At 72.2% G+C, this 19855-nt stretch carries 17 protein-coding genes; 11 read left to right on the forward strand and 6 right to left on the reverse strand.

What is annotated here, in order from left to right; translation table 11 throughout:
* Positions 1–16: 16 nt before the first annotated feature.
* Positions 17–2155 (reverse strand): anthranilate synthase component I, encoded by a 2139-nt coding sequence (locus ACZ6SA_RS28005; RefSeq protein ID WP_443152590.1) that lies wholly within the window; start codon positions 2153–2155, stop codon positions 17–19.
* 267 nt (positions 2156–2422) lie between these two features.
* Here ACZ6SA_RS28005 and ACZ6SA_RS28010 point away from each other — a divergent pair, with 267 nt between their 5' ends.
* From ACZ6SA_RS28010 to ACZ6SA_RS28030, 5 genes are all read left to right on the forward strand, one after another.
* Positions 2423–3616 carry a cytochrome P450 gene (locus ACZ6SA_RS28010; RefSeq protein WP_347645025.1) on the forward strand — a complete coding sequence of 398 codons (1194 nt, stop codon included), beginning with the start codon at positions 2423–2425 and terminating at the stop codon, positions 3614–3616.
* 120 nt (positions 3617–3736) lie between these two features.
* Positions 3737–4345: a TetR/AcrR family transcriptional regulator gene (locus tag ACZ6SA_RS28015; protein ID WP_465831398.1), complete on the forward strand. Its 609-nt coding sequence runs from the start codon at positions 3737–3739 to the stop codon at positions 4343–4345.
* Positions 4346–4554: 209 nt separating this feature from the next.
* A complete protein-coding gene (locus tag ACZ6SA_RS28020) occupies positions 4555–8040 on the forward strand; it encodes a S8 family serine peptidase (protein ID WP_347645023.1) in 3486 nt (1161 codons plus the stop codon).
* Between the two features lie 97 nt (positions 8041–8137).
* Positions 8138–9736, forward strand: a complete 1599-nt coding sequence (locus ACZ6SA_RS28025; RefSeq protein WP_465831400.1) for a CocE/NonD family hydrolase — start codon at positions 8138–8140, stop codon at positions 9734–9736.
* Positions 9718–10662: a helix-turn-helix transcriptional regulator gene (locus ACZ6SA_RS28030; protein ID WP_347645021.1), complete on the forward strand. Its 945-nt coding sequence runs from the start codon at positions 9718–9720 to the stop codon at positions 10660–10662. The genes ACZ6SA_RS28025 and ACZ6SA_RS28030 overlap by 19 nt, the downstream gene beginning before the upstream one ends.
* Positions 10663–10665: 3 nt before the next feature.
* Here ACZ6SA_RS28030 and ACZ6SA_RS28035 read toward each other — a convergent pair whose 3' ends face one another.
* Complete coding sequence (locus ACZ6SA_RS28035; protein WP_465831403.1) at positions 10666–11568, reverse strand: SDR family oxidoreductase; 903 nt, start codon at positions 11566–11568, stop codon at positions 10666–10668.
* Positions 11569–11875: 307 nt separating this feature from the next.
* On the opposite strand from ACZ6SA_RS28035, the gene ACZ6SA_RS28040 reads away from it, so the two are divergent.
* Positions 11876–12085, forward strand: a complete 210-nt coding sequence (locus ACZ6SA_RS28040; protein WP_347645019.1) for a DUF3311 domain-containing protein — start codon at positions 11876–11878, stop codon at positions 12083–12085.
* Positions 12082–13692: a monocarboxylate uptake permease MctP gene (gene mctP / locus ACZ6SA_RS28045; protein ID WP_465831405.1), complete on the forward strand. Its 1611-nt coding sequence runs from the start codon at positions 12082–12084 to the stop codon at positions 13690–13692. The genes ACZ6SA_RS28040 and mctP overlap by 4 nt, the downstream gene beginning before the upstream one ends.
* An 87-nt stretch (positions 13693–13779) precedes the next feature.
* Here mctP and ACZ6SA_RS28050 read toward each other — a convergent pair whose 3' ends face one another.
* Complete coding sequence (locus ACZ6SA_RS28050; RefSeq protein ID WP_347645017.1) at positions 13780–14130, reverse strand: DUF6285 domain-containing protein; 351 nt, start codon at positions 14128–14130, stop codon at positions 13780–13782.
* Between the two features lie 116 nt (positions 14131–14246).
* Between ACZ6SA_RS28050 and ACZ6SA_RS28055 the strand changes: the two genes are divergently transcribed.
* From ACZ6SA_RS28055 to ACZ6SA_RS28065, 3 genes are read left to right on the forward strand one after another with little or no spacing between them, the layout of a single operon-like run.
* Positions 14247–15029, forward strand: coding sequence for a CPBP family intramembrane glutamic endopeptidase (locus ACZ6SA_RS28055; protein ID WP_347778150.1), 783 nt, complete (start codon positions 14247–14249; stop codon positions 15027–15029).
* A 42-nt stretch (positions 15030–15071) separates the two neighbouring features.
* Complete coding sequence (locus ACZ6SA_RS28060; protein WP_347645015.1) at positions 15072–16262, forward strand: acyl-CoA dehydrogenase family protein; 1191 nt, start codon at positions 15072–15074, stop codon at positions 16260–16262.
* A complete protein-coding gene (locus ACZ6SA_RS28065) occupies positions 16259–17218 on the forward strand; it encodes a phosphotransferase family protein (protein WP_465831408.1) in 960 nt (319 codons plus the stop codon). The genes ACZ6SA_RS28060 and ACZ6SA_RS28065 overlap by 4 nt, the downstream gene beginning before the upstream one ends.
* A 10-nt stretch (positions 17219–17228) precedes the next feature.
* Here the strand turns inward: ACZ6SA_RS28065 and ACZ6SA_RS28070 are convergent, their stop codons facing one another.
* From ACZ6SA_RS28070 to ACZ6SA_RS28080, 3 genes are all read right to left on the reverse strand, one after another.
* Complete coding sequence (locus ACZ6SA_RS28070) at positions 17229–17843, reverse strand: TetR/AcrR family transcriptional regulator (protein WP_347645013.1); 615 nt, start codon at positions 17841–17843, stop codon at positions 17229–17231.
* Positions 17840–18298: a hypothetical protein gene (locus tag ACZ6SA_RS28075; protein ID WP_347645012.1), complete on the reverse strand. Its 459-nt coding sequence runs from the start codon at positions 18296–18298 to the stop codon at positions 17840–17842. Before ACZ6SA_RS28075 ends, ACZ6SA_RS28070 begins: the two co-directional genes overlap by 4 nt.
* Before the next feature lie 126 nt (positions 18299–18424).
* Positions 18425–18955, reverse strand: a complete 531-nt coding sequence (locus ACZ6SA_RS28080) for a DUF6609 family protein (protein ID WP_465831411.1) — start codon at positions 18953–18955, stop codon at positions 18425–18427.
* A gap of 155 nt (positions 18956–19110) precedes the next feature.
* Between ACZ6SA_RS28080 and ACZ6SA_RS28085 the strand changes: the two genes are divergently transcribed.
* Positions 19111–19791: a class I SAM-dependent methyltransferase gene (locus tag ACZ6SA_RS28085; protein WP_347645010.1), complete on the forward strand. Its 681-nt coding sequence runs from the start codon at positions 19111–19113 to the stop codon at positions 19789–19791.
* The last annotated feature ends 64 nt before the right edge of the window (positions 19792–19855 follow it).

Below are 19855 nucleotides of genomic sequence, written 5' to 3' on the forward strand. Positions count from 1 at the left end.
CGCGCCCGCGGGCGTTTTACCTACGGCAGAGACGCAGCACGTTGGCGATGACCTTCGCGCCCGCGCCGCCCTCCTGCGTCAGGATCGACTCGGGGTGGAACTGCACGGCGAAGCGCCGCCGCTCGGCGTCCTCGATGGCCATGACGTTGCCGTCGGGCGTGAGCGCGGTCGGCGTGAAGCCGACGACGCCGGGCCGCTTGGCGTGCAGCGAGTGGTAGCGGGCCGCGGTGAACTCCGCGGGCAGCCCCTCCAGCAGCGCGCCGTCGCCTAGCCGCGCGACCTGGCCGCGCTTGCCGTGCTCGGGGTAGTCGAGCAGTTCCAGGGTGCCGCCGGCGTGCTCGACCATGGCCTGCAGGCCGAGGCAGACGCCGAAGACCGGCAGGTCGCGGGCGTAGATCTGGTCGAGCAGCGCCGACATGCCGAAGTCGGTCGGCCAGCCGGGGCCGGGCGAGAGCACCACCAGGTCGGGGGCGATCTCGTCGAGCATGCGGGGCGGGAAGCCGTGGCGCAGCGTCGTCACCGCGGCGCCCTCCTGGCGGAAATAGTCGGCCAGGGTGTTGACGAAGGAGTCCTCGTGGTCGACGAGCAGCACCTTCATGCCGTGGCCCGGCTGCTCCCTGGTCTCGGCGACGGCCTCCGCGCCGGTCCGCCCGACCGCCGCCAGGGCGCCGAGCAGGGCGCTGGCCTTCAGCTCGGTCTCGCGCTCCTCGGCCTCGGGGTCGGAGTCGAACAGCAGCGTGGCGCCGGCCCGCACGGTGGCCACGCCGTTCTTGATCTGGGCGGTACGCAGGGTCAGGCCGGTGTTCATGGAGCCGTCGAAGCCGATGACGCCGATGGCGCCGCCGTACCACCGGCGGGTGGTGGCCTCGTGGTCCTCGATGAACTGCATGGCCCACGTCTTGGGGGCGCCGGTGACCGTGACGGCCCACATGTGGGTCAGGAAGGCGTCTAGCGCGTCGAACTCGGGGCGCAGGCGGCCTTCGATGTGGTCGACGGTGTGGATCAGGCGGGAGTAGAGCTCGATCTGGCGGCGGCCGATGACCTTGACCGTGCCGGGCACGCAGATGCGCGACTTGTCGTTGCGGTCGACGTCGGTGCACATGGTCAGCTCCGACTCCTCCTTGACGCTGGACAGGAGGGTGCGGATGGCCTCGGCGTCCTCGACCGGGTTGCTGCCGCGGGCGATGGTGCCGGAGATGGGGCAGGTCTCGACGCGGTCGCCGCTCACCCTGACGTACATCTCGGGCGAGGCGCCGACGAGGTGCTCGCCCTCGCCGAGGCTGATGATGAACTCGTACGGGGCCGGGTTGCTCTGGCGCAGGCCGCGGTAGAAGGCGGACGGGTCGGCGCAGGTGGCGTGGAAGACCTGGCCGGGCACGACCTCGAACAGGTCACCGCGCTTGAACTTCTCCTTGGCGGCGGCGACGACCTTGGCGTATTCGCCCTTCTCCGGGTCGGGCGGCACCTGGGCGGGGGCGACCGGGGCCTCGGTGGCGCCCGCCCTGTCGAGGCCGCGGGTGGTGGCGCCGTCGACGGTGAACTCGTAGCGGAACTCGAGGCTGGTCTCGCGCTGCCGGTCGATCACGACGAGCCGGTCGGGCAGGTGCAGCACGAGGTCGCGCTGGTCGTCGGGGCGGACGAGCTCCTGCCGGATCGGCTCGAACTGGAAGGCCAGGTCGTAGCCGAAGGCGCCGTAGAGGCCGAGGTGGGGGTCGTCGCCCTTGAAGGCGGCGATGACCTCGCGGATCGCGGTGAACACGGTGGGCCGGCGGCTGCGCATCTCCTCCGGCAGGAGGTCTCCGGGATCGCTGCCGGGCTCGGCCACGTGCACCTCGACGCGGTCGGCCGTGGGCTCGCTGACGGGCTTGCCCGCCGCCAGCAGGCAGGAGGCGACGGCGGGCAGCACGACCCTGCCGCGCTCGTTGAGCGCGACGGCCGCGATGGTGCGGCCCTTGGCGACCAGTTCCAGGCAGGGATCGACGTAGCCGAACGCCCAGCGGCTGTAGCGGCCCGGATAGTCCATGCCCGAGGAGAAGGCTCCCCCGCGTCTCTCTCCGAGGGCCGTCACGATCTCTTCGAGCGCCGCCTCGTCCACCTCGCGCGTCTCGCGCTCGACGACGATGCCCCCCGCGGTGGTATATCCGCTCGTCTCCACTTGCTGCCCCTTATCACGTCAACATGATGAGCCCCGGGGGCGGACACGAGAAAGGCCGCCATCCGGGGCGGCCGTCCTTTGAGGAATGCGAAACACGCGCCGCCTAGAAGCGGCGCCACCACTGGAGCTGAGCGTGATTTCGCATGGGGACAGGTTAGCTCCCGCACCATGATCGCGCAACGCGACCCGCTCGCCGCCCCCGGAGTCGCCCCTTTGAATACAGAGCAGTACTGTATTCAAATCTGACCGGTCGAGAGGAGACCCAGGATGACCGAGACCGGAGCGATCACGCTCCCCACCGCGCGGCCCACGCCCTTCGACCCGCCCGGCGACCTGGCCGAGCTGCGCCGGGCCCGGCCCATCACCCCGCTCGCCTACCCCGACGGCCACCGCGGCTGGCTGGTGACCTCCCACGCGCTGGCGCGGGACGTGCTGGCCGACAAGCGCTTCAGCGCCAGGTCCGAGCTACGGCACCACCCCGTCGAGGAGCCCGGTCAGGGGCCCGCCCAGGCCGCGCCTCCCGGGATGTTCGTCTCGACCGATCCGCCCGTCCACACGCGTTACCGCCACCTGCTGGCCGGCGAGTTCACCGTGCGCAGGATGCGCCGGCTCACCGAGCGCATCGAGGAACTCACCACGGCGCGGCTGGACACCATGGAGCGGCAGGGGCCGCCCGCCGACCTGGTGGAGACGTTCGCGATGCCGATCCCCGCGCTCGTGATCGGCGAGCTGCTCGGCGTGCCGGAGGAGGAGAGCGAGCGCTTCCAGGCCCAGGGCGGCAGGATGACGCGGATGGACCTCCCGCGCGAGGAACGGATCGCCACCTTCCTCGCCTTGCGGGCGCACATGGAGGAGCTTGTCCTGGCCAGGCGGGCCACGCCCACCGACGACCTGCTCAGCGGCCTGACCAGGAGCGACCTCACCGACGAAGAGCTGACCAACATCGGCTTCATGCTGCTGGGCGCCGGGCTCGACACCACCGCCAACATGATCGCCCTGGGCGCCTTCGCGCTGATGCGCCACCCCGGGCAGCTCGCCGTGCTGCGCGGGGAGCCGGACCGGATCGACCAGGTCGTGGAGGAGCTGCTGCGCTACCTCAGCATCATCCCCTTCCTCGTACGCACCGCGCTGGAGGACGTCGAGCTCGGCGGCGAGCTGGTACGGGCCGGGCAGTCGGTCACCATCTCGATCCCGGCCGCCAACCGCGACCCCGAGCGCTTCCCCGACCCCGACACCCTCGACCTGCACCGGCCGGGCGGCGGGCACGTCGCCTTCGGTCACGGCGTGCACCAGTGCCTCGGCCAGCAGCTGGCGCGGGTGGAGATGAGGGCGGCCTACCCGGCGTTGTTCGCGCGGTTCCCGTCGCTGCGGCTCGCCGTCGGGCCGGACGAGGTGCCGCTCCGCACCGACATGCTCATCTACGGCGTCCACCACCTCCCGGTCACCTGGGACGCGAGCTGAACGACCGGCGCGGCACGGCTCACTAGACTCCTGCGGGCCGCCCTTCCCGCGGGTTTCCTTGACCAGGGCCGCCGTCCCCGCGGGCCGGCGACCCGCAACGAATGACGAGGAGCGACCGACATGACCGACCGCACGACGTCCCCGCGGCCGGCCGGCCGGCCGCGCAGCCAGGAGGCGGACCTGGCCATCCTCACCGCCGCGCTCGACGTGCTCATCGAGCAGGGCGCCAGGCACACCAGCATCGAGCAGGTCGCCCGGCGGGCGGGGGTCACCAGGGCGACGGTCTACCGCCGCTTCGCCGACAAGACCGCGCTGCTGGTGCGGGCCCTGGAGTGGGCCAACCACGACCACGACCCGGCGTTCACCGGCTGGCGGGACATCGACCACATGCTCGACGAGTGGGCCGCCCATCTGGCGGTGCCGCGCAACCGCCGCCTGCTGCGCCGGGTCTACGGCGCCCGTGACGACTACCCGGAGCTGACCACGACGTACCGCCAGGTCAACAGCGGGCGGCGGGCCGCGGTGGTGCGCGAGCTGCTGCTCCGCACGCGCGAGAGCGGGTGCTTCCCGGCCGGCGTCGACCTGGACACCGTGCAGGAGGCGCTCAGCGGCGCCGTGCTCCACCACCTGGGCACCCACCCCGACGACGAGAGCGCCGCGGAGATCAAGGCCTACTTCCTGCGCGTCGCGTGGCAGCTCGGCTGGCGCCCGGTGGGAGCGGAGGGCTAGGCCGGCCGTCCCGGGGAGCTGCTCCACCTGGGCGAAGGGCGGAACGAACCCGGTCGGCGACGTGGCCTCTATGACGACATTTCAGCTGACCAGATTACATTTTTCCCCGCAAAGTAACATTTCATGACAAGTCTTGCTTTCCGGACAGGAGCTCTTCACCCTTCTCCACAGAGGCGTAAAGATCACCTCTTCTGTCCTAAGGAGAGCGCGTGCCCCACACCCCCCGCTGGCGTGCGATCCTCACCGGGATCGTCACCGCCGCCGGCCTCCTCGTCCCGCAGGCGGCCCAGGCGGCGCCCGACCCGGGCAAGATCGACAGTGTCGTCCAGGCGCAGCTGGCGCAGGACGACAAGGCCACCTTCTGGGTCCGGATGAAGGGATCCGCCGACCTGAGCGGCGCCCGCCGGGCCGAAACCAAGGACGCGAAGGCCGAGCAGGTCTTCAAGGCCAAGACCGAACGGGCCACGAGCTCCCAGGCGGGCCTACGCGAACTGCTGGACTCCCAGCACGCCGCGTACACCCCGTACTGGATCGTCAACGCGGTGCAGGTCACCGCGGACGAGAAGCTGGCGGCCGAGATCGCCAAATTACCTGACGTCGACCGCATCGACCCGATCCGCACCGTCGCGATCCCCAAGCCCGCGCCCGGCAAGGCCGAGGCCAGGGTGAACGCGGTCGAGTGGAACATCGACCGGGTCAACGCCCCGCGCGTCTGGAACGAGCTGGGCAACCGGGGCGAGGGCATCGTCATCGCCCACATCGACTCCGGCGCCCAGTTCGACCACCCCGAGCTGGTCGCCGGCTACCGGGGCAGGAACGCGGACGGCACGTTCAGTCACGACTACAACTGGTTCGACCCGGCCGGCGTCTGCCCGTCGCCCGCGCCGTGCGACAACAACGGCCACGGCACGCACACCATGGGCACCATGGTCGGCGCGAACGGCATCGGCGTCGCGCCGGGCGCCCGGTGGATCGCGGCCAAGGGCTGCGAGTCCAACTTCTGCAGCGACGCGTCGCTGATCGCCGCCGGCCAGTGGATGCTCGCCCCGACCGACGTGAACGGCGAGAACCCGCGCCCAGACCTGGCGCCCGACATCGTCAACAACTCGTGGGGCGGCGACGGGTTCGACCCGTGGTACAAGCCGGTCGTCGAGGCGTGGATCGCCGCGGGCATCTTCCCGGCCTTCGCCAACGGCAACGAAGGGCCCGCCTGCCAGACCTCCGGCTCCCCCGGCCAGTACGTCATGAGCTACAGCGCGGGCGGCTTCGACATCGACAACGCGCTCTACCGCAATTCGAGCAAGGGCGCGGGCGAGGACGGGGAGATCAAGCCGAACATCGCCGCGCCCGCCGTCAACGTGCGCTCCTCGACGCCCGGCGGCACCTACGACACCTACACCGGCACGTCGATGGCCTCCCCGCACGTGGCGGCCACGGTGGCGCTGATCTGGTCGGCCTCGCCCGCCCTCGCGGGTGACGTGGAGGGCACCCGGCCGCTGCTGGACACCACCGCCGTGGACGTCGAGGACACCAGCTGCGGCGGCACGGCCGCCGACAACAACGTGTGGGGCGAGGGCAGGCTCGACACCTTCGCCGCCGTACAGGCCGCTCCGGCCGGGGAGACCGGCGCTCTCGAGGGCGCCGTCACCGCGGGCGGCGAGCCCGTGGCCGGCGCGACGATCACGGTGACCGGGCCGCTCACCCGGAGCGTGACCACCGGCGAGGACGGCGCGTACGCCATCCCCCGCCTGCTGCCGGGCGAGTACGAGCTCAGCGCCGGGAAGTTCGGCTACGACACCGCCACCACCTCCGTGACGGTCGCCGCCGGGGAGACGGCGACCGCGGACGTGACCATGACCAGGAAGGCGTCGGGCGTGGTGTCCGGGACGGTCACCACGGCGGGCACGCCGGAGGCCGGCGCGACGGTGGCGGCCACCGGCACGCCGGTGAGCGCGGTGACCGACGCGTCGGGCCGCTACAGCCTGACGCTGCCGCACGGCGAGCACGAGCTGGTCGTCACCCCCGTCTCCCGCTGCTCCAGCGGCGCGACGGCCGAGGTGACGGTGGCCGGCGACGTGGTCAAGGACGTGGAGCTGCCGCTGCGCGGCGACAACTTCGGCTACACGTGCGCGATCGGCGACCAGGCGTACGTGGCGGGCACCGAGAAGCTGGCGCTGACCGGCGACGACGAGGCCCAGCAGGTGACGCTGCCGTTCGCGGTCCCGTTCTACGGCACCGGCCACACGAAGGCCTGGATCGCCACGAACGGGTTCGCCACCTTCGCCGCCGACCGGGTGACCGCCGCCGGCAACGGCACGCTCCCGTCCTCGGGCACCCCGAACAACGCGGTCTACCCGTACTGGGACGACCTCAGGGTGGACGACCAGGGCGGGGTCTACACGGCGGTGACGGGCACGGCGCCGAACCGCACGTTCGTCATCGAGTGGCGCAACGTCACCTTCTACAACGACACGGCCCAGCGGCTGTCGTTCGCGGCGCTGCTGGGCGAGAACGGCTCGATCGGCTTCCGGTACAAGGACGTGGACAGCGAGCGCGAGCAGGGCACCAGCGCCACCATCGGCGTGGAGAACGCCGCGGGCGACGACGGGCTCCTCTACGCCTACCAGGAGGCGGTGCTGTCCACCGGGCAGGCCCTGACGTTCACGGCCGGCAGGCACGGCCTGGTCACCGGGGCGGTCACCGACGCCAACGACGGCGAGCCGCTGGCCGGGGCGACGGTGAAGGTGGGCGACGTGGCCACGTTCACCACCGGCGAGGACGGCCGCTTCTACGGCCAGGTGCTGGCGGGCGACTACGAGGTCGAGGTGTCCAAGGAGCACTACGGCACGTTCACGCAGCCGGTGACGGTCGCGCCCACGGTCGTGACGTCGATCGACACGGCGCTGGTCACGGGACGGGTGAGCGCGTCGGCCGCCGAGCTGACCGTGGTGCTGCCGTCCGATGCCACGCGCACCCGGACGCTGGAGCTGACGAACCTGGGCTCGACCACGCCGTACACGGTGACGGGCGGCGAGTGGTTCACCGTGACGCCGGCGGAGGGCGAGCTGGCCAAGGGCGGGTCGGTGGAGCTGGAGGTGACGGTCTCCAGCGACGGCGTCGCCCCCGGCGCCGTACGCGAGGGGACGCTGCTGGTGAAGTCGGCCAGCGGCCGGCAGCCGACGATCGAGATCGCGGTGACGGTCGTGGTGCCCGAGCACCAGGTGGCCGTCGACGTGGGCGGCTCCAGGAGCGTGACCGACGGCGCCGGTGACGTCTGGACGCGGGACAGGAAGTACACCCCGGGCGGCCACGGCTACGTCGCCGACCGCAGCCGGACGCGCAGCACGTCCAGGACCATCCGCGGCACCGGCGACCAGTCGTTGTTCAGGACGGCCAGGGAGGACATGCTGGAGTACCGCTTCGACGGCGTCCCCGCGGGGACGTACACCGTCGAGCTGGACTTCGCCGAGATCCGCAACATGCAGATGGGCCGGCGGGTCTTCGACGTGCTGGTCGAGGGCCAGCTCGCGATCCCGGCGCTCGACCTGGCCCTGGAGGCGGGCACGTACACGGCCGTGTCCAGGCAGTACACGGTGAAGGTCACCGACGGCCAGCTCAACGTGCGCTTCGCGACGCGGGAGGGGTCGACGCTCGTCAACGCCGTGCGCATCTCGGAGCGCCCGGACAAGGAGTAGCGCTCCGGTGACGATCGCGCCCGCCCCGCGCCGCGCGGGGCGGGCGCTGCCACCCCCGGGTGCCACCTGCGCGGGCGCGTCTGTTACTGGTAAGTACATGAGACGTGTGCGGGTCCGGCGTGATCTTCCCGTCCCGATGCCGGACGGCGTGACGCTGCTGGCCGACCACTACGCTCCCGCCTCGGGCGAGCCGGCCCCCGTCATCCTGATGCGCTCGCCGTACGGCCGGCGCGGCTGGCTCGGCCTGGTCTACGGCCGTGGTTTCGCCCGGCAGGGCTTCCACGTCGTCATCCAGAGCTGCCGCGGCGGCTTCGGCTCCGGCGGCCTGCTCGATCCGCTCGGCGACGAGCACGAGGACGGCCTGGCCACCGTGGCGTGGCTGCGCGAGCAGCCGTGGTACGGCGGCTCGTTCGCCATGTTCGGCCCCTCCTACCTGGGATACACCCAGTGGGCGATCGCCCCCTACGCCGGGCCCGAGCTGAAGGCCATGGCCCTGCAGATCACCGCCTCCCAGTTCCGGGACGCCGCCTACGTGGGCGGCGCGTTCGCGCTGGAGTCGGCGCTGAGCTGGACGACGCTCACCGACGGCCTGTCGCGGCGGTTCGGCGGCGCCTCGGTGCTGGCCGCGCCCCGGCTCACCCGCAGGGCGGTCCTGTCGGGCCGCCCGGTGGCCGAGCTGGACGTGGTCTCGGCCGGCCGGCCGCTCCGCTTCTACCAGGACCTGATCGCGCACCACGAGGACCCGCACGTCCCCTACTGGGACAAGCGTGACTTCTCCCCTAAGGTGGGCGAGGTGGACGCGGCGGTCACGATGCTGGGCGGCTGGTACGACGTCTTCCTCCCCTGGCAGCTCAAGGACTACGCGGCCCTGCGGGCGGCGGGACGGCGGCCCTACCTGACGATCGGGCCGTGGTACCACATCGACGCCCGGCACGGGCGTCCCACGCTGGCCGAGGCGACGGCCTGGTTCCGCGCGCACCTCCTCGGCGACCACTCACGGCTGCGGCCCGACCCGGTGCGGATCTACGTGACGGGCGCCGGGCAGTGGCGCGACCACTCCGACTGGCCCGTGCCCGGGACGCGGGAGCAGCGCTGGCACCTGCAGCACGGGTTCGGCCTCGGGGTGGAGGGCCCGCGCGAGGCCGAGCCCGACCGTTTCCGCTACCACCCCGCCCACCCGACGCCGGTGATCGGCGGGCCCGTGCTGCTCGGCGACTCCAGGCCGCGCGACCAGCGGCGGCTGGAACAGCGCCGCGACGTGCTGGTCTACAGCTCCCCGGCGTTGAGGGAGGCGGTCGAGATGATCGGCCCGGTCCGCGCGGAGCTGTTCGTGCGGTCGAGCACCCCGTACGTGGACGTCGTCGTGCGGGTGTGCGACGTGCGCCCGGACGGGCGCTCGATCAACGTGTGCGAGGGCGTGCGCCGCCTGGGGCCGGGCGACGGGCACGGCGTGCGCAGGGTGGAGGTGGACCTGTGGCCGATGGCGCATCGGTTCGGGCGCGAGCACCGGATCAGGCTGCACGTGGCGGCCGGGGCGTACCCGACGATCGCCCGCAACACCGGCACGGGCCACCCGCTCGCGGCGGACGGCTCGGGCGGCTGGGACGGCGAGCTGGTGCCCGCCGACGTCGAGGTGTTCCACTCCCCCGAGCGTCCCTCCGCCGTGGTGTTGCCGCTGTGCGCGCCTCGCGGTTGATGTCGCTGGTCCTGCTGCTGCAGGGCCGGGGCGGGATGACGGCGGCCGAGCTGGCCGCCGAACTGGAGGTCTCGGAGCGGACCGTGCACCGCGACGTGCTCGCGCTGTCGGAGGCGGGCGTGCCCGTCTACGCCGACCGGGGGCGGGGCGGCGGCTACCGGCTGCTCGACGGTTACCGTACGCGGCTGACCGGGCTGGACAGGGCGGAGGCGGAGGCGCTGTTCCTGTCGGGGGTGCCGGGGGCGCTGCGGGAGATGGGGCTGGCGGAGGTCGCGGCCACGGCCCGGCTGAAGGCCGCCGCCGCCCTCTCCCCCGCCCTGCGCGACGCTCCGGTGGTCGCCGCGCAACGTTTCCACCTGGACGCGCCCGGCTGGTTCGCCGGCGACGACCCGCCCCCGGCGGCGCTGGGGCCGCTGGCCAGGGCCGTGTGGAGCGACCGCCGCGTCCGCGCCGTCTACAAGGGCGCCGCCCGCACGCTGGAGCCGTACGGGCTGGTGCTCAAGGCGGGGACCTGGTACCTGGCCGCCCGGCGCGCGGCCCGGTTCCTCATCTTCCGGGTGCACCGGTTCGGCGAGGTCACCGAGCTGGCCGAACCCTTCGACCGCGACCCCGGCTTCGATCTGGCCGCCTTCTGGGCCGGGCGGTCGGCGGAGTTCAGCCGCTCGCTGCTCAGGGACACGATCACGCTGCGGCTCACCGAGCGCGGGGTGCGGATGTTGCGGCACGTCGCCGACCCGGCCGCGGTCGACGACGCGCTCGCCTCGCTCCAGCCCGACGGCACCGTGCGGCTGGCGGTGGAGTCGGCGCAGGTGGCGTACTCGCAGGTGCTGCGGTTCGGGCCGGAGGCGGAGGTGCTCGAACCGCAGGAGCTGCGCGCGATGCTCGCCGACGCCGCCGCCCGCATGGCCGCGCTCTATGGCCGCTGAGCGTCAGCGGTAGGCCTCCCAGCCGGCGTCGCCGCCCTTGTCGAGGACCTCGGTGATGTAGCGCCACACCTGGGGGCGGCTGCCGTCGACGTCGGTGACGCCGTACGCGTCGGCCAGTTCGCCGCTGTCCACCGATCGGCCCGACCAGCGCGCCTTGTCCGGGTCCTGGGCGAGCGCGGCCACGCCTCTGCCGATGTAGGCGGGCGTCTCGGAGACCATCCAGGCGCGGAGGTGGTCGCTCTCCATCGTCGCCTCCCGCCAGGTGTCCTCGGTGACGCCGTAGTGCTCGAGCATCGCCTCCGAGCGCAGGAATCCCGGCGTGACCACCACGGCCGTGCCGCCGTGCGGGCGCAGTTCGGTGGACCAGGCGAACGCCAGCCGGTTCACCGACCACTTGGCCAGGTCGTAGTAGACGTTCTCCCGGTAGTGGGTCTCGTTGTAGGCCCTGGTGCCGTCGGTGACCTCCACCACGAGCCCGCCCTCGTTCCTGACGAGCAGCGGGAACAGGTGCCTGGCGCTGATGATGTGGGTGTCGATGGCCAGCCTCAGCAGGCGCAGCCCGTTGTCCAGGTCGTGCTTCCAGACGGGGGTGTCCCACTCCCACAGGTGGTCGCCGCCCCACGCGTCGTTGACCAGCACGTCGAGCCGGCCGTGGTCGCTTTCGACCCGCGCGGCCAGCGCCGCCACCTGCTCCGGCACCAGGAAGTCGGTCCGGACCGGGATGCCCGTGCCGCCGGCCGCGGTCACCAGCTCGGCCGTCTCCTCGATGGTCTCCGGGCGGTCCATCTCCGAGCGCCCCGCGCGGGTGCTCCTGCCCGTGCAGTACACCGTCGCCCCGGCCGCGCCCAGCTCGACCGCCATGCCTCGTCCTGTTCCGCGGGTCGCGCCCGCCACTACGACAATCATGTGGCCGATCGTCGCGCCAAAAGAGGACACCTCATGTCATGTTTTCCGGCGGACCGTTCGGCGCACCCGACCGACCGCTCAGCGATCGGGTCTCACGCTCGTGGCCCGCCTGTCACTAGCGTCTGTACGGGCGACGTGACCTTGCCGGGGCCGAGGCGTCTCGGATGCCGGAATCCCCACCGACATTTAGGCCAAACCGTAATATGCCGGACATTGGGTTACATATCCCCGCGAAGTTACTCTCCCTCTGCTGACTAATCGTCAGGAGCCGGTGACAAGCGGCTCTGATCCATTCATCGGAGGGTCGATGACTACCGGCGAACCCGGGCAGCCACGCACCGACCGCAGCCCATGGAACTGGCTGCTCGTCGTGCCGATCGTGCTGCCGCTGCTGACGTTCCTGTTCAACGCCGACGAGCCGCGCCTGCTGGGCTTCCCGCTCTTCTACTGGCTCCAGCTGGCCTTCATCGTGGTGGGCGTCTCGTGCACCACCATCGTCTACAGGATGACCAAATGAGCGGGCACGTGACCGAGCTGGTCGTCTTCACCCTGCTGTTCGTCCTCGTCAGCGGGATGGGCTTCGTCGCCTCGCGCTGGCGGCGGCCCGACGACCTGGCCAGCCTCAAGGAATGGGGCCTCGGCGGGCGCAACTTCGGCTCGTGGATCACCTGGTTCCTGGTCGGCGGCGACCTCTACACCGCCTACACCTTCGTGGCGGTGCCCGCGCTGGTGTTCAGCGCCGGCGCCCTGGGCTTCTACGCGCTGCCGTACACCGTGGTCGTCTATCCGCTGGTGTTCCTGGTGCTGGCGCGGATGTGGTCGGTCTCGCACGTGCACGGGTTCGTCACGCCCGCCGACTTCGTGCGCGCCAGGTTCGGCTCCCCGACGCTGGCGCTGGCCATCGCGATCACCGGTCTCGTGGCCACGATGCCCTACATCGCGCTGCAGCTCGTGGGCATCGAGGCGGTGCTCAAGGCCATGGGCATCACGGGCCACCTGCCGATCATCATCGCGTTCGCGATCCTGGCGGCGTACACGTACCAGTCAGGGCTGCGCGCGCCCGCGCTCATCGCGTTCGTGAAGGACGCGCTCATCTACATCGTGATCCTGGCGGCGGTCATCTACATCCCGTCGCGCCTGGGCGGCTGGGACTCCATCTTCGACGCGGCCAAGGCCAAGTTCGAGGCCACGCCCGCGCAGGGTGACGGCTACATCCTCAACGCCGGCAACCAGCTCCAGTACGTGACGCTGGCCTTCGGCTCGGCGCTGGCGCTGTTCCTCTACCCGCACAGCCTCACGGGCGTCCTGGCCTCGAAGAACCGCAACGTCATCAAGCGGAACATGTCGGCGCTGCCCGCCTACAGCTTCGTGCTGGGCCTGATCGCGCTGCTCGGCTTCATGGCGATCGCGGCGGGCACCAAGCCGATCGTGGGCGAGAACGGCAAGGCCGACGCGAACACCATCGTGCCGGTGCTGTTCGACCAGATGTTCCCCGACTGGTTCGCGGGCGTCGCGTACGCCGCCATCGGCATCGGCGCGCTCGTCCCCGCGGCGATCATGTCGATCGCGGCGGCGAACCTGTTCACCCGCAACATCTACCGCGAATACGTGAACAAGAACGCCACCGACTCCCAGGAGGCCAAGGTCTCCAAGATCGTGTCGCTGGTGGTCAAGGTGGGCGCGGTGCTGTGCATCCTGCTGCTCGACCCGCAGTTCTCGATCGACCTGCAGCTCATCGGCGGCGTGATCATCCTCCAGACGCTGCCGTCGGTGGCGCTGGGGCTCTACACGCGCTGGTTCCACAAGGGCGGCCTGATCGCGGGCTGGGCGGCCGGCCTGGCGGCGGGCATGTGGATGCTCTACCTGATCCCCAACCCGGCCAGCGGCAAGGCGCACTTCGGCGGCTCGGCGTTCGGGCTGTCCAACCTGGGCTTCGACACCAAGATGACGGTCTACGCCGGGTTCCTGGCGCTGATCGTCAACCTCGTGGTGGCGGTGCTCGGCACGCTGCTGTTCCGTGCCACGAAGGTGGCCGACGGCGACGACGCGACCGCGCGCGACGACTACTTCGCCGACGAGGGCGAGCCGAAGGTCAAGGACCTGGACCTGACCGGTTCCCACTGACGCGACGGCGTCCCGGCCCGCACCCCACCGCCCGGGGGGCGGGCCGGCCCGCCTCCGGGCCGGTGGCCGGGGGCGGGCGGGGAGCCGTCAGCCGGTCGCCGGGTAGTCCGGGTCGGCCACCGCCAGCTTCGCCAGCACGGCCTGCTCCAGCGCGGACATGAGCGCCTCACCGTCCTCGACGCGGCCCTCGCGGATGGCGGCGGCCAGCTCGGCGTCGTCGTCCACGCCGAGGGCGGCCAGCCGGGCGGCGTGCTCGCCGGCCTGGCCGGGGCCGAGCTCTATTTCCCTCTCCACCATGCCGAGCACGTTGATCGCCACGCGGGTGTGGTAGCGCGTCCTGCCGTCCACGGCGGGGAGCACGTCGGTCCGCAGGAAGTCGCGGACCGCGGCGACGAGCTGCGCCGCCGTGGGCACGTCGTGCGGGCTGGAAGGGCTCACCCGTCCAGGGTAGGTCCGGCGGGACGCCGAACGAAGGTGCCGGGACACTTCCGATGGCATGGCGAAGGTGTGGGGCCTTTATTCGCATCCGATCATGGAGAGGCTAATCTGCGGCCATGACCACACAGTCTCCGCTCGCGCCCGCCCCGGTGCTCGGGCCCCGCCTCATCCGGGCCGAGGTCATCGTCGTGCTGTCGGTCTCGCTCGGCGCCAGCGCCCTGGTGGCGATCGTGCGGCTGATCGGGGCGCTCACCGCGCCGAAGGAGCTGAAGGGCCAGCAGGCCGTGCTCGTCGGGTCGATGGCGCCGGACCGGCCCTGGCTGGACCTGGCCCTGCAGCTCGTCCAGATCGCGATCGCGGTGGCGCCGGTCGGGCTGGTGGCGTACCTGCTGGTGCGGTCGGGCGAGTCGCTGCGCACGATCGGCGCCGACTTCCGCCGGCCCGGGGGCGACCTGCTGCGCGGGGCGGCGCTGGCGGCCGCGATCGGCGGCTCGGGGCTGGCGTTCTACCTCGCGGTGTGGGCGGCCGGGGTGAACCTGACCGTCGTGCCCGGCGCGCTGCCCGAGGTGTGGTGGCAGGTGCCGGTGCTGCTGCTCGCCGCCGCGCAGAACGGCGTGCTGGAGGAGGTGCTGGTCGCCGGATATCTGCTGCACCGGCTGGGGCAGGCCGGCTGGTCCCCGTGGAAGGCCGTCGCGGTGTCGTCGGTGTTGCGGGGGTCGTACCACCTGTATCAGGGGTTCGGGGGCTTCGTCGGCAACGTGGTGATGGGCGTGGTGTTCGGGCGGCTGTACCAGCGCTGGGGCCGGGCGATGCCGCTGATCGTGGCGCACACGCTGATCGACGCCGTGGCCTTCGTCGGGTACGCCTTCCTGCGCGGCAAGGTGAGCTGGCTGCCCTGAGGGGTGGTTGACTGGGCAACGATTTGGCGTTGAGATCCTTGCATGAGCTTCGCCGTACCTGACCACATCCGCCCTGTTCGCGACGCCGTGCACGCGTTCATGACCGAACGGGTGGAGCCGGCGGAGCCGGTGCTGCACGCGGGCGGGCCGCCGGCCGCGCAGACCCTGGACGAGCTGCGGGCCGAGGCGAAGAAGGAGGGCCTGTGGGCGCTCGGCCATCCGCGCGAGCTGGGCGGCGGCGGGCTGCCGTTCCTCGACTACGTCTACGTCAACGAGGTGCAGGGGCGCAGCGAGTACGGCCAGCTCGCGCTCGGCACGTTCACCCTCCAGGACTCGCTGATGTTGCACGAGCACGCCTCGCCCCAGCAGCGGGAACGCTATCTCGAGCCGCTGGTGCGCGGCGACATCTGGCCCAGCTTCGCGATGACCGAACCGGCGGTGTCGAGCAGCGACCCCACGCAGATCGCGACCTCCGCCGTGCTGGACGGCGACGAATGGGTGATCAACGGGCACAAGTGGTTCACCACGGGAGCGTCGCGGGCGGCGTACACGACCGTGATGTGCAGGACCGAGCAGGACGCCCCGCCGCACCTGGCGTTCTCCATGATCCTGGTGCCGACCGGCACGCCCGGTTACACGATCGTGCGCGAGACGCCCGTGCTCGGGCTCGACGGGGCGCACTGCGAAGTGCGCTACGACGACGTCCGCGTGCCCTCAGGCAACCTGCTCGGGCCGCGCGGGCGGGGGTTCGTCATCGCGCAGAAGCGGCTCGGGCCGGGCCGGATCTTCCACTGCATGCGCTGGCTGGGGCAGGCCCAGCGGGCGTTCGACCTGATGTGCCGCAGGATGCACGAGCGCACCGCGTTCGGCGAGCCGCTGGCCGCCAAGCAGCTCATGCGGCAGCACGTGTTCGACTCCTACGCCGAGATCCAGGCCGCCAGGCTGCTCACGCTCGACGCCGCCGAGGCCATCGACGCGGGGTCGCAGGCGCGGGTGGAGATCGGGGCGATCAAGGTGGTGGGGGCACGCATGCTGCACAACGTGATCGACCGGGCCATCCAGGTGTACGGCGCCGCCGGGCTGACCCCCGACACGCCGCTGGATCGGATGTACCGGCACGCGCGGGCCGGGCGGATCTACGACGGGCCCGACGAGGTGCACATCGACGCGGTGGGGCGGCGCGTCCTGGGCACCTACGCGGCGGGCGGCACCTGGGCGTTCGGCCTGCGGTGAACGATCCGCACGCCATCGCCGCCGAGGCGTTCGGACCGGGCACGCGCGTCACGTCGAGCGTCAGGCTTCCGGGCGGAGCGTCACGGGAGACCTGGGCCCTCGACGTCGCCGGCCCGGACGGGAACCGGCACGAGCTGGTCCTGCGGCTCGACTCGCCCGGAGCGGCCCCGCAGGCCGAGGCCGGCGGAGGCCTGGCCGCCGAGGCGAGGCTGATGCGGGCCGCGGCGGACGCGGGTGTGCCGGTGCCCGGGATCGTCGCCTCCGGCGCTTCGTACCTCCTCATGACCCGGGTCCCCGGGGAGACGATCCCGCGCAGGATCCTGCGCGACGACGCCTACGCCGCGGCCAGGCCCCTGCTGGCCGCCCAGTGCGGGCGGGCGCTCGCGGCCGTCCACCGGATGCCGCTGTCCTGCGCGCCGCGGGACGAGCAGGAGGATCCCCTGCTGCGCTGGCGCGACCTGCTCGACCAGCTCGGCGAGCCGCATCCGGTGTTCGAGCTGGCCCTGCGCCGGCTCGCCGCCGACCGGCCGCCCGGCTCGCGGACGACCGTCGTGCACGGCGACTTCCGCAACGGCAACCTGATCGTCGGCCCCGAGGGGATCAGGGCGGTGCTCGACTGGGAGCTCGCCCACGCCGGCGACCCGCTGGAGGACCTCGGGTGGTTGTGCGTGAAGGCGTGGCGGTTCGGCTCGCCGCTGCCGGTCGGCGGCTTCGGGCACTACGACGACCTGATCGACGCGTACGAGCGGGCGGGCGGCGCTCCGGTGGACCGGGAGGCGCTGCGCTGGTGGGAGACGTTCGGCGTGCTCAAGTGGGGCGTCATCTGCGTCATGCAGACCATGCGGCACCTGCGCGGCGGCGCGCGGTCGGTCGAGCTGGCCGCGATCGGGCGGCGGGTGTGCCAGAACGAGTGGGACCTGCTCCAGATGGTGCGCGATCGCGCGGCCCGCGGGTGAAGGGCGTCCCTCAGCCCTTCCCCGCGGCGTGCGGGGCCCCGGCGCCGGAGATCGCGCCGGAGACAGCGGCGGCGATCACGTCCACCAGCCCCTCCACCACCTGCGTGCGGTCCACCTCCGGATGCTCCAGCCACCAGTCGCCGGTCGTCTGCACCATGCCGACGAAGGCGTGCCCGAGCACCTGCGCCCGCACCGGATCGGCCACCGCGCCCTCGGCGGCCAGCACCGCGCCCAGCTCCTCCCCCAGGCCGCGCACCAGGGAGGTCATGCGGGAGCGGATCGCGGTGTCCTCGGCCCCGGCCCGGAGGAACAGGAACCGGTAGAGGTTGAGATTGGCGGAGATCAGGTCGAGGTAGACGCTGATGGCGGCTCGCGCCCGGCCGCGCGGGTCCATGCCCGGCGCGGCGAGCCAGGGCCGCAGCCGGCCGATGACCGTGCGCACGTGCCGGTCGGCCAGCGCCTGGTAGAGGCCGCTCTTGTCGCCGAAGTGGCGGTAGAGGACAGGTTTGGTGACGCCCGCCGCGGCGGCGATGGCCGCCATCGACGCCTCGGGGCCGTCGTCGGTGATGACCCGGTCTGCCGCGTCGAGCAGCGACCTGCGCCGATCCGGATCCCGCCCGCTCACCTTCCCAGGATAGATCGCAACCGGACGGGCAGCAGCGCCGAGAGCACCAGCAGCGCTCCGATGAGCAGGTAGAGGCCCGTCATCCCGGCCAGCGTGCCGGGCGGCTCGCCCGGCTGCGCCCACGGCACGCCGTCCGGTCCCGGCCACGGCAGCCCGCCCGCCGCGGCCCAGGGCAGGCGGCCGGCGGCGCCGAGCGCGGCGTCCACGTCGAGGGCGAACAGGAGACCGGCCGACGCCAGCGGCACGCCGCAGCACAGCGCCGCCGCTGGCCAGGCGGTGAGGACGGTGACGATGACGGCCACCGCCCCCAGGCAGGCCAGGCCGGCCGGCGCCGGGCCGAACGTGGCGACGCCCGTGCGCAGGGCCCTGGCGGCTGCCTCGGTCAGGTAGTAGACGGGGATGAGCGCGGCCAGTCCGGCGACGGCGCCCATCACCTGCCGGGTCCCGTGGTTCACGTGCCGCCCCGCCCTCCCGCCGTCCGCCGCCCTGTGTCCGCCGGAAACCTTATCGGGCCAGCTCAGCGGCGTGCGGGGATTCGCGGATGTACGCGGGCGGCCGGGCGCGTCGAGCTCCGTACGGGCTCAGGTGAAGGTCAGCGCCGGGTACCCGAGGAGCATCACCGCGCCGAAGCCGAGCTTGAGCAGCGCGTCGGTCACGCCGAACACCGGCAGCGGGGCCTTGATCCGGAGTCCGGCGGCCGCGTTGGCCATGGTGAGCACGCCGAGGAGGGTGATCAGCGGGCCGTGGGCCATGCCCATCGGGAGGAAGTGCACGCCCACCACGAACAGGATCCACAACAGGACCGTGCGGTCGTCGGCGCCCTTGGTCCCGGAGAGCACGAGGTAGATCAGCCCGGCTTCGAGCACGAACGACCCGACGAGCCCCGCGATGTGGGCGAACGACGGCGAGCCGAGGCTGGGCAGCAGCGCGCTCAGGCCGCTGCCGACGAACCCGGCGGCGAAGCCGCCGATCAGGAACTGCAGCCAGTACGTACGGAAGATCCAGCTCAGGAGGAAGCCGGCGCCCACGCCGATCAGGAACAGCCCGCCCCCTCGGATCAGCGGATAGGGGTGATCCCCCGCGGCGGACAAGACCATATGAACGTGCGACATTCCGACTACTTTCGCAAAGGGGGAAGCCACCCTAGCGGATCGACGGCACGCCGCGGATCACCACCCGGCGAAGGCGGGCGAGCGCAGGGGATCCGCAGAGGGACGGGACGACTTCCGATCACGCGCCCGTCTTCCCGGAGGGATAGTTTCGAGGCATGCGCAACTCTGGCACGGGCCCCGGCCCCATCACCCCGGACGGATCCCCTGTCGACTTCTACAGCCTGCTCGAGCCGGGCGTCGAGCCGGAGATCGTCGCCCAGGTCACCCCGCCCGGCGGCAGCGTCCTGGAGCTGGGGGCGGGTGTCGGCCGCGTCACGCACCCGCTCATCGAGCGCGGCTTCGAGGTGGTGGCCGTCGACGAGTCAGCCGAGATGCTGGCCCGCGTGCGCGGCACGCACACGGTGCTGGGCCGGGTGGAGGACCTCCGGCTCGACCGGCGCTTCGACACGGTCATGCTGGCCTCCCAGCTGGTGAACACCGTGGACCCCGCGGTGAGGCGCGCTTTCCTGGCCACCTGCGCGCGGCACGTCAAGCCCGGGGGCGCGGTGCTCATCCAGTGGAAGCCGGCCCACGTGCACGACCGGTGGCACGCCGGCCAGAGCCGCCGGGACGGCGACGTCACGATCACCCTGGCGGCCGTCGAGGAGGTCTCCCCCGGGATCTTCCAGGCGACCATGCGCTACACCCACGGCGAGGACAAGGTGTGGACGCAGTCGTTCTCGTCCAGGCGGCTCACCGACGAGGAGCTGTCGGCCGACCTGGCCGCCGAGGGCCTGCGGCTCGATCGTTTCCTCACCGACGACCGCACCTGGGTCGTGGCGTCCCCGGCCTCCTGATCGGATTCGTTCGCGGCAGGCGCCTTTACGATGTAGATCATTAGACTGCCTCGAAATCATGAAA

The organism is Nonomuraea sp. NPDC049378, assembly GCF_055586745.1.